Here is a 14,621-nt window from a genome sequence, read left to right as displayed (position 1 = left end):
GCGTGCTTGCAAGGTGTCGTGTCGGGGTTCGCATCACGCAGGGCGGCGCAGGCCGCATGCGTTGGCGAGGCGCGCCCGGCACATGTCGGGGGAGGCGCCCGTGAAAATGACGGTGAACCAATGGGCAGCGGTCGCGGTGATGTGCGCCGCGAGCGCGCATGCGCAGGAGATCTACCTGCAGGGCGGCACGCAGGGCGTCGGTATCGGCGCGGCCGTGAGCTTCAATTCGATCCTGGGGGCGCATGCGGACTTCAATGCGATCGATCTTTCGCATGACTTCACGGTGGCGGGCAATCGCTATCAGGACGACCTGAAGCTGCGCCAGGGCGGCTTGTACGCGGACATCTTTCCGTGGCGCGGCAGCGGCTTTCGGGCGACGCTCGGGATGCGCTTCAACGACGACGATATCCGCGGCGTATCGGTGCCGACCAACGGCACCTATGTGTTCGGCGGCAAGCGCTATCCGGCAATGCCGGGGATGTATGCGGTGGCGGAAGCGCGCTATCCGACCGTGATGCCGTACGTCGGGATCGGCTACGGGCATCGGCCGGCGTCGAAAGGGCTGGGATTCGTCGCCGATCTCGGCGTTGCGTACGGGATCCCGAAATGTTCGTACACGCTGTCGCCGGAACTGGCCGCCGCGGCCGGGCCGGCGAAGAGCCAGGTTCTGGTCTCGAGCGGGCTGGATTCGCTGCGGCAGGTGATGTCGCGCTATCGGTGGTATCCGGTTTTGCAGATCGGGATTTCGTATCGGTTCTGAGCGGTTGCGCTCCCGTTGCGCTCCCGTTGCGTGTGCCGGGCGGGGGATGGCCGGCAGCGCCGATACGGGCGGGACAACGGGTGCCGGCAAGGTGGGCAGTTGACGACCGTCGCGAGCGCGACGCGCGGCGGCGGTTTGCGCGTGCCTTCAACGGATGGGACGACTGGCTGATCGGCCGTCTTTCCCGCCGGACCGATCCGGCTTGCCTTGCACCCAGCGGTTCGACGTGTCGGGCGAGCTGCGCATGTCGAAAGGATTCATGCGCCCCGTTGCCGTTCGCCGACGCCAACCACCGTCCTCTCTCCGCCAATGGTGGTGATAGCCGTGATTGCAACGGGTGTCATGGCACTATCATTGATATCAGCCTGGATGGAGGGAATCATGGCAAATCTACTGGTGCGTAACGTGGACGATATCGTTCAGCGCCCGCGCGAGCAGGCTGCGGCCAATGGGCAGGCGTGCGGAGGCTGAACATCGGGCCATTCCGGCCGCTGCGCTCGGCCGGAAACCGTTGGCGCACAAGGGCATGTTCTGAATCTGTTCAGAATTCGTCTAGAACTCACCTTCACCTGAATCGTCGTGACGCCTCGCGCATCTGCATAGCTTTCGGCCGACGTGTCCGACATGTGGCCGAGTAGCGCCTTCGCATCACGTCTTCATGGAACTTACGCGATAGCGCCTCGAAGATCGGCATCGAGCCGCTCCGCCCGGTTTTGAATTCGGCCGTTTCCACGTCGATGTCGGCGGACGATTCGAACGCGTTTCACCTCGTTCCGCGCTTCTCCCGATCGCATTCCCGAATGCCTGATTCATGTCGAACGACAACGACACGTCGGCGACGGAGGGAAGACGATTGGCCTCGGTGAAAACGGCAACAGTCAGTTTTCCGTGAATGCGTTGCGGAACAAAGTGTGGCAATCCGGTGTCATCGTCGGTCGGGACGCGATGGGTTGGTCGCCGGGATAAAGCAGGTGAACACGGGAACAACCATTCAAGCAATGCAGGGTGCCGTTTGAGCGGCACCGAGCGGCTCGTAACAAGGAGTGCAACAAGCATGAAAATTTTCCGCACGAGGCTTCGCAGCATCGCAGGCCTCCTGGTTGCAGCGGCAGTGTTCGATTCAGCGTATGCACAGGGTGTGCCTGGGCAGCTTCTGACTGCAACGCAGCTTAACGATGCGTTGCGGACGGCCTCGATCCAGGGCGGTGCGATCAACGGCGCGACGATCGGGAGTGCTCGTCCGGCTTCTGGCAAGTTCACATCGCTTGCGGCGTCTGCATCGAATCCGTCGTTACTGTTCAATTTCGGTGGGGTGGGCGAAAGCGATCGCGCGTTGCAGGCGATTCTGCGGGAACAGAAAATTTCGGTGATCGCATTCGGTGCGGACCCGACCGGCACACGACCGAGCGCGACGGCGATTCAGAATGCGATCAACTACGCGTGTGCGTCGCCGTCGCAGAAGACGGTGTATGAGCCGCCGGGCACATATCTCTGGGACCACAACGTGACGATCAACTGTCCGGCCGTCAAGCTGATCGGTTCTGGAGGGGGTGGATACAACGACAATGCGCCGAAGATCAACGCGACGACGATCAATCGCTGGGTCGGCCCGCGGGGCGGCACTGCGCTGACGATCGCCCCGTCCGGCGATCAGAAGACAGAAGACAACAGCGTCATGGGGATCTTCTGGGACGGCAACAATTCCCGTGGCGGTATCGCTGTCAATCTGATTTCAGCCCGGTACGGGACTTACGACATTCGTGCAGCCCACTGGGCTACCGCTTTTGTGCAGACGGACATTTCGCCGGCGGCAACGGAGAACTCGGACGTCACGGGAAACATTTTCTACAATATTTCCGGGTATCAAACGCTGCCGACTGACGGGTCGGCGCTCATCACGCACAGTGCTTACGATCACAATGCCTGCTGGAATCACTTCTTCCTGATTCAAGCCGTTTATTTCAATTCGCCCGGTATCGTGCTGAATGGCGACGACAGCGAACGGTTTGACGTGATCAATCTATACAACGCGAAGGATGGAACAGCAAAAGGGCTCGTGCTGAATGGCTCGAATACGTCGCCGTATGCCAATACGCGTCACAACACGTTCTATCTGGTTGGCACGGGGGGCAGCCAGCACGGCAACCAGGGCGGCGTTTATTCGCAGGGGGTTGACGCGTCCGGCAAGCCGCTCGCCTATCCTGCGGTGGGAAACAATATCGTCTGGTACGACGCCGAGAACTCGCAAGCGATGCCGACGGTCGATCCCGGGTCGACGCTCTGGTGGAGTGAGGACAATGCGCCGGCCGGGATGAGGCAGTTCTATTTCACGAAGAGCCCACCCGGATATGTCCAGGTCGACAATTCGGGAAAGATCACGCAGGCCGGGCAGATCACGATCCCGGCGGGCGCGACGAGTGGTTCATTCACATTCCCCACCTATCAAGGCAACCGGACGGCAGGGTTTCCGCATGCCGTCGTCAGCGTTCAGGCTACGCCAACGACGGCTGCGGTTCCATTTTGGGTGTCGGCGACGAACAAGGCTGTGACGATCACGTCGGGATCGCCGCATACCGCGCTCACGTTCTCTTTCAAGGTCGAGGGGTATTGAGCCACGCTGAAGAGGATCCTTGCGGGTTTCGCGCTTGGCTGCGCGTGCCCGATCCAACGCACGAACTCGACAAACCGATCGCGGCCGCCGCGCTGATCAACGATCTCACCACCGTGGTCACGCGCAACGTCGACGATTTCTCGCACACCGGCGTGCGGTTGCCGAATCCGTTCGACTAGCCGCGCGGCCTGTCCGAACCGTTTTTTTTACCCCGTATAATCGCGCGGAAAACCAATCAAAACGAACGGGGACGCGATGACGCCTTACGCACAACAACGATGCCGATACGGCACGATGCTGTTCAATTCGAATGATGAATTTGTGGGGCGCAGCCTGTCGTTGTACGGCGAGTGGTCCGAGCCCGAGTCGTTCCTCTTCGCGCAGATGGTCCGCGAAGGCGACACGGTCGTCGAGGCCGGCGCGAATCTCGGCTCGCACACGGTGATGCTGTCCCGGGCGGTCGGGGAGCGCGGCGCGGTGTACGCGCTCGAGCCGCAGCGTCATACGTTCCAGTTGCTCTGTGCGAATCTCGCGCTGAACCAGCGGTTGAACGTCCGCGCGCTGCAGTGCGCGGTCGGCGATGCGGAAGGCTCGGTGCCGTTCCCGGTCTTCGATCCGCGTTCGCCGAACAACTTCGGCGCGTCGTCGCTGCTCGGCACGAATCGCGACACCGAACCGGTACCGCTGCGCACACTCGACTCGCTCGACTTGCCGCGGGTCGATTTCCTGAAGGCGGACGTCGAAGGTTTCGAGCCGAACCTGATCCGCGGCGCGGGCGACACACTCCGCCGGCATCGTCCGATCGTCTATCTGGAATACTTGAATCACTACACGGGTGACAGCTCGAAGGCGTTTCTCGAGCGCTTCGCGGCGCTCGACTACCGCGTCTGGTATTTCATCACGCCCGTGTTCAACCGCCTCAACTTCCTCGGCAATCCGGAGAACGTGTTCGACGGCATCTGGTCGTTCGACCTCGTGTGCATTCCACGCGAACGCGGCGAAATGCACGGGCTCGTCGAAGTGACGCCGGACAACGAAGGCGTGTGCATCGATCCGGATACGTGGCGGCGCGTGCGGTTCGCGCCGGCGTGAACCGCAGCGCGGGGATCGGGGCATAGCGCCCCGGCTCCCCGTGTCGACCGCCGGATGCGTATCGAAGGCCGCACCGGCGTGCGCGTGATGACCTTCCTGCCGCTGCGAATGCGCGGGGCAGACGGTCGATGAACTGATCCCGTTTCCGGTTCGCAAGAATCCGGCACAACCCGGCAACAACCCGACGGCAACCCGTCCGGGTTTTCCCGGCCCTCCCGCATGCCCGCGTCGTCCCGCCGGGCTTTCGCGAACCTCCCGTTCCCCGCTGCCTCTCGTCCCAACAGACGATGTGACGCCATCCCCGACCGGCCAGAATCCTTTCACGAACAACGGATTCTGAACGAGGAGGAGGCCGACATGATCGATGTCCGTGCACTCGGCTATGTGGTCGTCGAAGCGACCCGCGTCGACGCGTGGCGCCGCTATGCGGAGGACGTGCTGGGCATGCAGGCGATCGACGCGTCCGACGGCGCGTTGTACCTGAAGATGGACGAACGCGATCTCCGCTACGTGATCGTCCCCGGCCAGGCCGACCGCTATTTCGCGTCGGGCTGGGAACTGCCCGACGGCGCCGCGTTCGACGCCGCGCTTGCGGCACTGCAGCGCGCGGGTGTCGAACCCGTGCGCGCCACCCGCGACGAAGCCGCGTTGCGCCGCGTGCAGGCGATGGCGTGGTGCACCGACCCGTCCGGCAACCGCCACGAACTCTACTGGGGGCCGCGCTGCGACTTCCGCCGCTTCGTGTCGCCGCTCGGCGTGCCGCGCTTCGTCACCGGCGACATGGGGCTCGGCCACGCGGTGCTGCCGGCGCCGCAGTTCGACGCGACCGACGCGTTCGTGCGCGGCGTGCTCGGCTTCGAGCTGTCCGACATCTACCGCGTGAAGTTCACGCCCGATCCGGCCGAGCCGGAGAAGCGCATCCATTTCATGCATTGCCGCAACGCGCGCCATCACAGCCTCGCGCTGTTCGAGATGGCCGTGCCGTCGGGCTGCGTGCACGTGATGGCCGAAGTCGACTCGATGGACGAGGTGGGCCGCGCGCTGGATCGCGTGGCTGCCCACGACGTGAAGCTGTCCGCGACGCTCGGCCGTCACTGCAACGACCAGATGATCTCGTTCTACATGAAGACCCCCGGCGGCTTCGATCTCGAATACGGCTTCGGCGGCCTCACGGTCGACTGGTCGCAGCACGCGGTGTTCGAGGCCACCCAGGTGAGCCAGTGGGGCCACGACTTCAGCATCGGATACCGGTAAGCCAGCACGATGACGATGAAACCTCTCGACAAGACGATGTCCGCGCGCGACGTGGTCGCGCAACTCGCCGACGGCATGACGATCAGCATCGGCGGATGGGGGCCGCGGCGCAAGCCGATGGCGCTGGTGCGCGAGATCGCGCGCTCGAACCTGAAGGACCTGACGATCGTCGCGTACGGCGGCGCCGATGTCGGCCTGCTTTGCGCGGCCGGAAAGGTGCGCAAGGTGGTGTTCGGCTTCGTGTCGCTCGACGTGATTCCGCTCGAACCGCATTTCCGCCGCGCCCGCGAACAGGGCCGCGTCGACGTGCTCGAACTCGACGAAGGCATGCTGCAGCTCGGCCTGCGCGCGGCCGCCGCACGCCTGCCGTTCCTGCCGACGCGCGCCGGGCTCGGCACCGCGCTGCTCGATCACGCACCGCAATTGCGCACGGTGCAATCGCCGTACGACGACGGCGAGACGCTGCTCGCGATGCCCGCGATCGAACTCGACGTCGCACTGCTGCACGTGAACGCGGCCGACCGGATGGGCAACACACGCATCGACGGTCCCGATCCGTTCTTCGACGCGTGGATGGCCCGTGCGGCGCAGCGCTGCTACGTGTCGGCGGAAACGGTCGACGCGTCGCTCGCGAGCGACGACCTCGACGCCGCCAAACGCAACCCGTTCGAGCGCTCGCTCGTCACCGGCGTCGTGCACGCGCCGGGCGGCGCGCACCCGACCTCGTGCGGGCCGGCCTACGGCTGGGACCTGCCGCACCTGCGCGCGTACTGCACGAGCGCGGAAGACGACGCGAAGACGGCGGCGTACCTGCGCGACGTGGTCGGCCAGGACGAACGCCAGTACCTCGAAGGCGTCGGCGGGCTGTCGCACGTGACGACGCTGCCGTTGCCGATTCTGTAAAGGAGCGCCTTGTGAGCGAATCTCTCGACCATTCCCTCGCGGAACTGATGATCGTCGCGTCCGCGCGGCTCTGGCGCGATGACGGCGAAGTGCTGGCGACCGGCATCGGCACGGGCCCGAGGCTCGCGGCCGGCCTCGCGCGCCTTGCATATAACAACGGGCTGATGCTGACCGACGGCGAAGCGTATCTCGTCGAGGAGCCGGTGCCGCTAGGGCCGCGTCCCGACGGCTATCGCGTGAAGGCAAGCGGCTGGATGACCTACGAGCGCGTGTTCGACTGCCTGTGGCACGGCCGCCGCCATGCGCTCGTGATGCCGACGCAGATCGACCGCTTCGGCCAGGCCAACATCTCGTGGCTCGGCGACGACTACGCCCGCCCGAAAACCCAACTGCTCGGTGCACGCGGCTTCCCCGGCAACACGACGAACCACGCGAACTCGTTCTTCGTCAGCGGCCACGGCAAGCGCACGTTCGTCGAACACGAAGTCGACATGGTGTGCACGGTCGGCTACAACCCGGCGCGCCGGCTGCCCGGGATGAAGACCTTCGTCGACCTGCGCAGCATCGTCACCGACCTGTGCGTGATGGATTTCGGCGGGCCCGACCATGCGATCCGCGTGCGCTCGCTGCATCCGGGCGTGAGCTTCGACGAGGTGCAGGACGCGACGGGCTTCCCGCTGGTCGCCGCACCGGACCTCGGCACGACGGCCGCGCCGAACGCCGACGATCTGCGCATCGTCCGCTCGCTCGATCCGCACAACCTGCGCGCGACGATCGTGCGCAACAATCCGGCGCCGCGCCGGGGATGAGGTCAGACATGGAAGCGACCCAGGTGACCTTCGGCGACGGTGTCGTCGACTACGCGGTCGAAGGCGGCATCGCGACGATCACGATGAACCGCCCCGAGTACCACAACGCGCAGAACTCGAAGATGACCTACGCGCTCGACGCGGCATTCCGGCGCGCCGCGCACGACGACGCGGTGAAGGCGATCGTGCTCGCGGGCGCCGGCAAGCATTTCTCGGCGGGCCACGACATCGGCACGCCGGGCCGCGACATCCACGAGTCGTTCGAGCGCGCATCGCTGTGGTACGACCACGTCGACAAGGAAGGCGGCGAATTCCTCTATGCCCGCGAGCAGGAGGTGTACCTCGGGATGTGCCGGCGCTGGCGCGAACTGCCGAAGCCGACCATCGCGATGGTGCAGGGCGCATGCATTGCCGGCGGGCTGATGCTCGCATGGGTGTGCGACCTGATCGTCGCGTCGGAGGATGCGTTTTTCGCGGACCCGGTCGTGCGGATGGGGATTCCGGGTGTCGAGTATTTCGCGCACGCCTACGAACTGAACCCGCGCATCGCGAAGGAATTCCTGTTCCTCGGCGAGCGGATGCCGGCGGAACGCGCGTACCAGATGGGGATGGTCAACCGCGTCGTGCCGCGCGAGCGGCTGCGCGACGCGACCTACGCAATTGCCGCGAAGATCGCGACGATGCCGCGCCTCGGGCTCACGCTGACCAAGCAGGCGCTGAACCACGTCGAGGAACTGCAGGGCAAGCGCGCGGCGATGGATGCGGCGTTCGCGTGGCATCACTTCGCGCATGCGCACAACGAGCTGGTGAGCGGCGACCGCCTCGGCGGATACGACGCCCGCAAGATGGCCAGCTCGCAGCGCCAGCCGAACGGCGCGGACCGCAGCGACGCGCAGGCGCCGGCACCGGCACCGGCCGCCGTCAACGGAGCCGCCGCATGAGCACGACGCTGCATACGCCCTTGTGCGACCTGCTCGGCTGCCGTTACCCGATCGTGCAGACCGCGATGGGCTGGGTGGCCGATGCACAGCTCGTCGCGGCCACCGGTAACGCGGGTGGCTTCGGCTTCCTGGCTGGCGCGACGCTCGAACCGGAGCAGGTCGAGGCCGAGATCCTGAAAGTGAAGTCGCTGACCGACCAGCCGTTCGGCATCAACTTCCACATGTTCCAGAAGAACGCGCAACAGGTCGTCGAGCTGGCGATCAAGCACCGGCTGCGCGCCGTCAGCTACGGCCGGGGGCCCGACGCGAAGACGATCCGCCGCTTCAAGGACGCCGGAATCGTCTGCATGCCGACCGTCGGCGCGCCGAAGCATGCGGCGAAGGCGGTCGAGCTCGGCGCGGACATCGTCACCGTGCAGGGCGCGGAAGGCGGCGGCCACACGGGCGCGGTGCCGACCACGCTGCTGCTGCCGAAGGTGCTCGACGCGGTGCGGGTGCCGGTCGTCGCGGCCGGCGGCTTCTTCGACGGGCGCGGGCTGGCTGCCGCGCTGGCTTACGGCGCGGCCGGCATCGCGATGGGCACGCGCTTCCTGATGAGCGCCGAATCGCCGGTGCCGCGCGAGACGCTCGAACGCTACGTCGCGGTCGGCGACCCGGCGCGCATTCGCGTGTCGGACGCGCTCGACGGGCTGCCGCAACGGATGATCGACAACCCGTATCTGCTGAAGCTCGAACGCTTCGGCCCGCTGCGCCGCACGTGGTTCGCGTTGAAGACAGCCGAAGCGTGGCGGCGGCAGAACGGGCTGAGCACGGGCGACATGCTCGGCCTCGCGATCAAGGCGCTGCGTTCGCAGGACTACACGGCGAGCCAGACGCTGATGGCCGCGAACGCGCCGTTCCTGATCCAGCGCGCGATCGTCGAGGGGCGCCCCGACGAAGGCGTGCTGCCGAGCGGCCAGGCGGCCGCGATGATCGGCGCGATCGAATCATGCGATGCGTTGATCGCGCGGATCGTCGCGGAAGCGGGCGAGCGGCTCGATGCGCTGGCCGTATTGCGCGGCGCGGCAGCGGCACAGGCTGCGTAAAAAACATCACAGGGAGGCTTTGGAGATGACTACATCCAATCAACCGGCCGGCGCAACGCCGTTCCGGATCGATCGCGCCGACGGCATCGCCGAACTCGTGATCGCTCATCCGCCCGTGAACGCGCTCGACGCGCAGGGCTGGCACGCGCTCTCGCGTGCGCTCGACGCGCTCGGCGAGGACGACGACGTGCGCGTGATCGTCGTGCGCGGCGAAGGCCGCGGCTTCTGCGCGGGCGTCGACATCAAGGAACTGGCCGCGCATCCGGAGCGGATCGTCGCAGTCAACGCAGGCAACTACGAGACGTTCCGCGCGGTGCACCGCAACCCGAAACCGGTGATCGCGGCCGTACACGGCTTCGTGCTCGGCGGCGGGATCGGCATCTGCGGTGCGGCGGACATCGTCGTCGCGGCCGATTGCGCGCGCTTCGGCGTGCCCGAGATCGACCGTGGCGCGATGGGCGGCGGCGCGCATCTGCAGCGGCTGTTCGGCGTGCAGAAGGTGCGCATGATGTATTTCACCGGCGACATGATCGACGCGGCCGAAGCGTATCGGCTCGGCGCGGTCGAGCAGGTCGTGACGCGCGACACGCTGCGCGACGCGGCGCTCGCGATCGCCCGCAGGATCGCCGAGAAGAGCCCCGCGATGGTGCGGCTCGCGAAGGAGGCGCTGAACGGCGTCGAGGACGGCGATCTCGAGGACAAGTACCGCTGGGAGCAGGGCTTCACGCTGCAGGCATACATGACGAACGATTCGACCGAGGCACGGGCCGCGTTCGTCGAGAAGCGCGACGCGCGCTTCGACGCGCAGGCCGCCGCCGAGGAGGCACGCGCATGAACCTGACCTATACGCCGCAACAGCAGGCGTTCCGCACGGAAATCCGCGACTGGCTCGCCGCGCACGTGCCGCGCGAGCGGCTGCCGAGCTTCGACACGGAAGCGGGCTTTGCCGCGCACCGCGAATGGGAGCGCACGCTGCACTCGGGCCGCTGGAGCATGGTCACGTGGCCGCGCGAGCTGGGCGGGCGCGGCTGCGACCTGATCGAGTGGCTGATCTTCGAAGAGGAATACTGGCGCGCCGACGCACCGATGCGCGTGAACCAGAACGGCATCTTCCTGCTCGGCCCGACGCTGATGGATTTCGGCACGGCGGAGCAGAAGGCGCGCTTCCTGCCCGCGATGGCGGCCGGCGAACACGTGTGGGCGCAGGGCTGGTCGGAGCCGAACGCGGGCTCGGACATGGCCGCGATCCGCACGACCGCTGCCCGGATCGGCGACGAATACGTGCTGAACGGCCAGAAGATCTGGTCGACCCGCGCGGTGTGGGCCGACTGGCTGTTCGGCCTGTTTCGCAGCGACCCCGAATCGTCGCGCCACCACGGGCTCACGTTCCTGATGGTGCCGCTGTCCGCGCCGGGCATCACGGTGCGGCCGATCCGCCAGCTGAACGGGCAGACGGGCTTCGCGGAAATCTTCTTCGACGACGTGCGCGTGCCGGTCGAGAACCGTCTCGCGGCCGAAGGCGCGGGTTGGCAGGTCGCGATGGCGACGGCCGGCTTCGAGCGCGGGCTGATGCTGCGTTCGCCGGCGCGCTTCCAGCGCACCGCGCAGGCGCTGCGCGACCTGTATCTCGCGCATCGCGACAGCGCGGACCGCGATCCGACGCTGCGCGAGCGCGTGGTGCAGGCATGGATGGATGCGCAGGCCTACGCGCTGTCGACCTACGCGACCGCGAGCCGGCTGCTGAAGGGCGGCCACATCGGCGCGGAGTCGAGCACCAACAAGGTGTTCTGGTCGGAACTCGACCTGCGCATGCACCAGACGGCGCTCGACATCCTCGGCGCGCACGGCGAGGTCGTTCCGCAGACGGCCGCGCAGCACGCGACGCTCGGCCACTGGCTCGACGGCTTCCTGTTCGCGCAGGCCGGCCCGATCTACGCGGGCACCAACGAGATCCAGCGCAACATCGTCGCCGAACGGATGCTCGGCATGCCGCGCGCGTAAGCGCGCCGGCGACTCTCTCACTGAACGGACATCGTATGGATTTCGTATTCGATGAAGACCAGGAAGCGCTCGCGGACAGCGTGAAGCGCCTGCTGATGACCGAGATGACACCCGAGCTGATCCGCGAGCTGTGGGCTACGCCGACCGGGCGTTCGGACGACCTGTGGGCGCTGTTCGCGTCACAGGGGCTGACCGCCGTGTCGGTGCCGGAAGCGCACGGCGGCCTCGGCCTGACCGAAGTCGAATGGGCGCTGCTCGCGCAGACCTACGGCTACTTCGGCAGTCCCGAGCCGCTGCTCGACACGGCGCTCGTGTCGGCCGGCGTGCTGGCGCGGCTGCCCGCCAGCGACTGGCGCGACGCGCTGCTGAACGACATCGCGGAAGGCCGTGCGCGCGTCGCGCTCGTGCATCCGGTGAACCCGTATGCGGCCGACGTGCACGTCGCGCAGACGCTGCTGTGCGAGCACCGCGGCGAGCTGCACCGCGTCGATCCCGCGGAGTGCGCATGGCGCGCGGTCGACAGTGTCGACCCGTCGCGGCGCCTGTTCACGCTCGACTGGGAACCGTCGGCGGCTACGCGCATCGCGAGCGCCGACGACGCCGCGCCGCTGCTCAATCGCGCGCTCGACCACGGCGCGTTCGCGGTCGCCGCGCAACTGCTCGGCCTCACGCAGCGCGTGCTCGACGTTGCGATCGACTACAGCGCGCAGCGCAAGCAGTTCGGCAAGGCGATCGGCTCGTACCAGGCGCTCAAGCATCTGCTGGCCGACGTCGCGATCCGCTACGAGTTCGCGCGGCCGGTGGTCGCGCGTGCGGCACAGGCGATCGCCGACGACCACCCGCAGCGCGCGGTGTTCGTGTCGCACGCGAAGCTCGCGGCGATGTCGGCCGCGCAACTGGCCGCGCGCCACTCGATGCAGGTGCATGGTGCGATCGGCTACACGTGGGAACTCGACCTGCAGATCTTCATGAAGCGCATCTGGGCGCTCTCCGGAAGCTGGGGCGACGCCGCATTCCACAAGGCGCGCGTGGCCGACGCGATCTTCGGCGACGCATTGCCGATCGGCCCCGCGCAGACCTTCGACCTCGAGGAATCGAACTAATGAAACAAGCCTATATCGTCGACGCGCTGCGCACGCCGACCGGCCGCCGCAAGGGCGGGCTCGCACACGTGCATGCGGCGGACCTCGGCGGCTTCGTGCTGAAGTCGCTCGTCGAACGCAACGCGATTCCGGCCGACGACTACGACGACGTGGTGTTCGGCTGCGTCGACACCATCGGCCCGCTCGCGGGCAACATCGCGCGCACCTGCTGGCTCGCGGCCGGGTTGCCGCTGAAGGTGCCGGGCGTGACGGTCGATCGCCAGTGCGGCTCGTCGCAGCAGGCCGTGCACTTCGCTGCGCAGGCCGTGATGAGCGGCGTGCAGGACGTGGTGGTGGCCGGCGGCGTGCAGACGATGACGCAGATCCCGATCTCGTCCGCGATGACCTGCGCGGCGCCGCTCGGCTTCACCGATCCGTTCTCGGGCAGCACCGGCTGGCGCGCGCGCTTCGGCGATGCGCTGGTGTCGCAGTTCGTCGCCGCGCAGCGGATCGCCGATCACTGGAACCTGTCGCGCGACGCGATGGAGCGGTATGCGCTCGAAAGCCATCGTCGCGCGGTCGCGGCGATCGAGGCCGGTCATTTCAAGCGGGAAATCGTGCCGCTCGAAGGCGTGATGCACGATGAAACGCCGCGTCCCGATACGTCGCTGGAGAAGATGGCGACGCTCGAGCCGCTGACGCCGGGCGGCTCGCTGACGGCGGCCGTCGCGAGCCAGACCTGCGATGCGGCTGCCGCGCTGCTGATCGTGTCGGAGGATGCGTTGAAGCGCTACGGCCTCACGCCGCGCGCGCGCATCCATCACCTGAGCGTGCTTGGCGACGATCCGTTGTGGATGCTGACCGCACCGATTCCCGCGACGAAGGCTGCGCTCAAGAAGGCCGGCCTCGACTGGTCGCAGATCGACGTCGTCGAGATGAACGAGGCGTTCGCATCGGTCGCGCAGGCGTGGCTCGCCGATACGCGCTTCCCGCACGAGAAGACCAACCCGAACGGCGGCGGGATCGCGCTCGGCCATCCGCTCGGCGCGACCGGCGCGCGGCTGATGACGACGCTGCTGCACGAACTGGAACGCACCGGCGGCCGCTACGGGCTGCAGACGATGTGCGAAGGCGGTGGCCTCGCGAACGTCACGATCATCGAGCGCCTGTGAGCGCCATCTTTCACGATCCACGAGGCATGAGCATGGGAATCTGTAACGGACGCACCGTCATCATCACCGGCGCGGGCGGCGGGCTCGGGCGCGCATACGCGCTCGCGTTCGCGGCCGAAGGCGCGGCGGTCGTCGTCAACGACATCCGGCACGATGCCGCGCAGGCCGTCGTCGACGAGATTGCACGACGCGGCGGGCGAGCGCTCGCGAACGCGGACGACATCACGCAGGTCGACACCGCGCAGCGGATCGTCGACGCGGCACGCGATGCATTCGGCGACGTGCACGTGCTCGTCAACAACGCAGGCATCTGCCGCGACAAGATGTTCACGAGCATGACCGAAATCGACTGGGACGACGTGATGCGCGTGCATCTGCGCGGCCACTTCTGCCTGTCGAACGTGCTGGCGCGCGTGTGGCGCGACGCGGCGAAGGCCGGCCACCCGGTCGATGCGCGGATCGTCAACACGAGTTCGGGCGCCGGGCTGCAAGGCTCGATAGGCCAGTCGAACTACGGCGCGGCGAAGGCCGGGATCGCCGCGCTCACGCTGATGCAGGCGGCCGAGCTGCAGCGCTACGGCGTGCGCGTGAACGCGCTTGCACCGGCCGCGCGCACGTCGATGACCGAAGGTGTGTTCGCCGACATGATGAAGAAGCCCGAGGACGGCGGCTTCGACTATTTCGATCCGGCCAACGTTGCGCCGCTGGTCGTGTGGCTCGGCAGCGCGCTGTCGGCCGACGTGACAGGCCAGGTGTTCGAGGTCGCGGGCGGGATGATCGCGGTCGCGGAAGGCTGGCGCACGGGCCCGAGCGTCGATCGCGGCGCGCGCTGGGCGGCGGCCGAGGTCGGCCCGGCGGTGGCGCGGCTGATGGCCGAGGCACGGCCCGCGCAGCGCGTGTACGGGAGCTGA

At 67.1% G+C, this 14,621-nt stretch carries 13 protein-coding genes and 2 pseudogenes; all 15 read left to right on the top strand.

The features are described 5' to 3' along the window. Positions 1-82: 82 nt before the first annotated feature. The gene (locus QZM67_RS02860) at positions 83-760 is read left to right on the top strand and encodes a hypothetical protein (protein ID WP_367620415.1); all 678 of its coding nucleotides are present in this window, start codon (positions 83-85) and stop codon (positions 758-760) included. Between the two features lie 381 nt (positions 761-1,141). Continuing rightward, positions 1,142-1,262 (top strand): annotated as a pseudogene (locus tag QZM67_RS39875) (DNA-binding protein); the annotation flags it as partial. A 552-nt stretch (positions 1,263-1,814) separates the two neighbouring features. After that, positions 1,815-3,371, top strand: a complete 1,557-nt coding sequence (locus QZM67_RS02855; RefSeq protein ID WP_301800688.1) for a glycosyl hydrolase family 28-related protein — start codon at positions 1,815-1,817, stop codon at positions 3,369-3,371. Positions 3,372-3,409: 38 nt separating this feature from the next. After that, a pseudogene (locus QZM67_RS02850) lies at positions 3,410-3,550 on the top strand (VapC toxin family PIN domain ribonuclease); the annotation flags it as partial. Between the two features lie 115 nt (positions 3,551-3,665). Then, positions 3,666-4,463, top strand: a complete 798-nt coding sequence (locus QZM67_RS02845) for an FkbM family methyltransferase (RefSeq protein ID WP_301800686.1) — start codon at positions 3,666-3,668, stop codon at positions 4,461-4,463. A 357-nt stretch (positions 4,464-4,820) separates the two neighbouring features. Then, positions 4,821-5,717, top strand: coding sequence for a VOC family protein (locus tag QZM67_RS02840; RefSeq protein WP_301800684.1), 897 nt, complete (start codon positions 4,821-4,823; stop codon positions 5,715-5,717). A gap of 9 nt (positions 5,718-5,726) precedes the next feature. Next, the gene (locus QZM67_RS02835; RefSeq protein ID WP_301800682.1) at positions 5,727-6,620 is read left to right on the top strand and encodes a CoA transferase subunit A; all 894 of its coding nucleotides are present in this window, start codon (positions 5,727-5,729) and stop codon (positions 6,618-6,620) included. Positions 6,621-6,631: 11 nt separating this feature from the next. Continuing rightward, positions 6,632-7,429, top strand: a complete 798-nt coding sequence (locus QZM67_RS02830; protein WP_301800679.1) for a CoA-transferase subunit beta — start codon at positions 6,632-6,634, stop codon at positions 7,427-7,429. Positions 7,430-7,437: 8 nt separating this feature from the next. Further along, positions 7,438-8,370: an enoyl-CoA hydratase gene (locus QZM67_RS02825; protein WP_301800677.1), complete on the top strand. Its 933-nt coding sequence runs from the start codon at positions 7,438-7,440 to the stop codon at positions 8,368-8,370. After that, positions 8,367-9,455: a nitronate monooxygenase family protein gene (locus QZM67_RS02820; RefSeq protein WP_301800676.1), complete on the top strand. Its 1,089-nt coding sequence runs from the start codon at positions 8,367-8,369 to the stop codon at positions 9,453-9,455. Before QZM67_RS02825 ends, QZM67_RS02820 begins: the two co-directional genes overlap by 4 nt. Before the next feature lie 25 nt (positions 9,456-9,480). Continuing rightward, positions 9,481-10,290: an enoyl-CoA hydratase family protein gene (locus tag QZM67_RS02815; protein WP_301800675.1), complete on the top strand. Its 810-nt coding sequence runs from the start codon at positions 9,481-9,483 to the stop codon at positions 10,288-10,290. After that, complete coding sequence (locus QZM67_RS02810) at positions 10,287-11,456, top strand: acyl-CoA dehydrogenase family protein (RefSeq protein WP_301800673.1); 1,170 nt, start codon at positions 10,287-10,289, stop codon at positions 11,454-11,456. The genes QZM67_RS02815 and QZM67_RS02810 overlap by 4 nt, the downstream gene beginning before the upstream one ends. A gap of 35 nt (positions 11,457-11,491) precedes the next feature. Beyond that, positions 11,492-12,559, top strand: coding sequence for an acyl-CoA dehydrogenase family protein (locus QZM67_RS02805; protein ID WP_301800672.1), 1,068 nt, complete (start codon positions 11,492-11,494; stop codon positions 12,557-12,559). Then, positions 12,559-13,710, top strand: a complete 1,152-nt coding sequence (locus QZM67_RS02800) for an acetyl-CoA C-acetyltransferase (RefSeq protein WP_301800670.1) — start codon at positions 12,559-12,561, stop codon at positions 13,708-13,710. The genes QZM67_RS02805 and QZM67_RS02800 overlap by 1 nt, the downstream gene beginning before the upstream one ends. Before the next feature lie 32 nt (positions 13,711-13,742). Beyond that, complete coding sequence (locus tag QZM67_RS02795; RefSeq protein ID WP_301800669.1) at positions 13,743-14,621, top strand: SDR family oxidoreductase; 879 nt, start codon at positions 13,743-13,745, stop codon at positions 14,619-14,621.

This window comes from Burkholderia sp. AU45251 (assembly GCF_030482905.1).
GTDB classification, from domain to species: Bacteria; Pseudomonadota; Gammaproteobacteria; order Burkholderiales; family Burkholderiaceae; genus Burkholderia; species Burkholderia aenigmatica.
The sequence above is the reverse complement of the archived record's forward strand: the minus strand, read 5'-3'. Positions and strand labels throughout refer to the sequence as shown.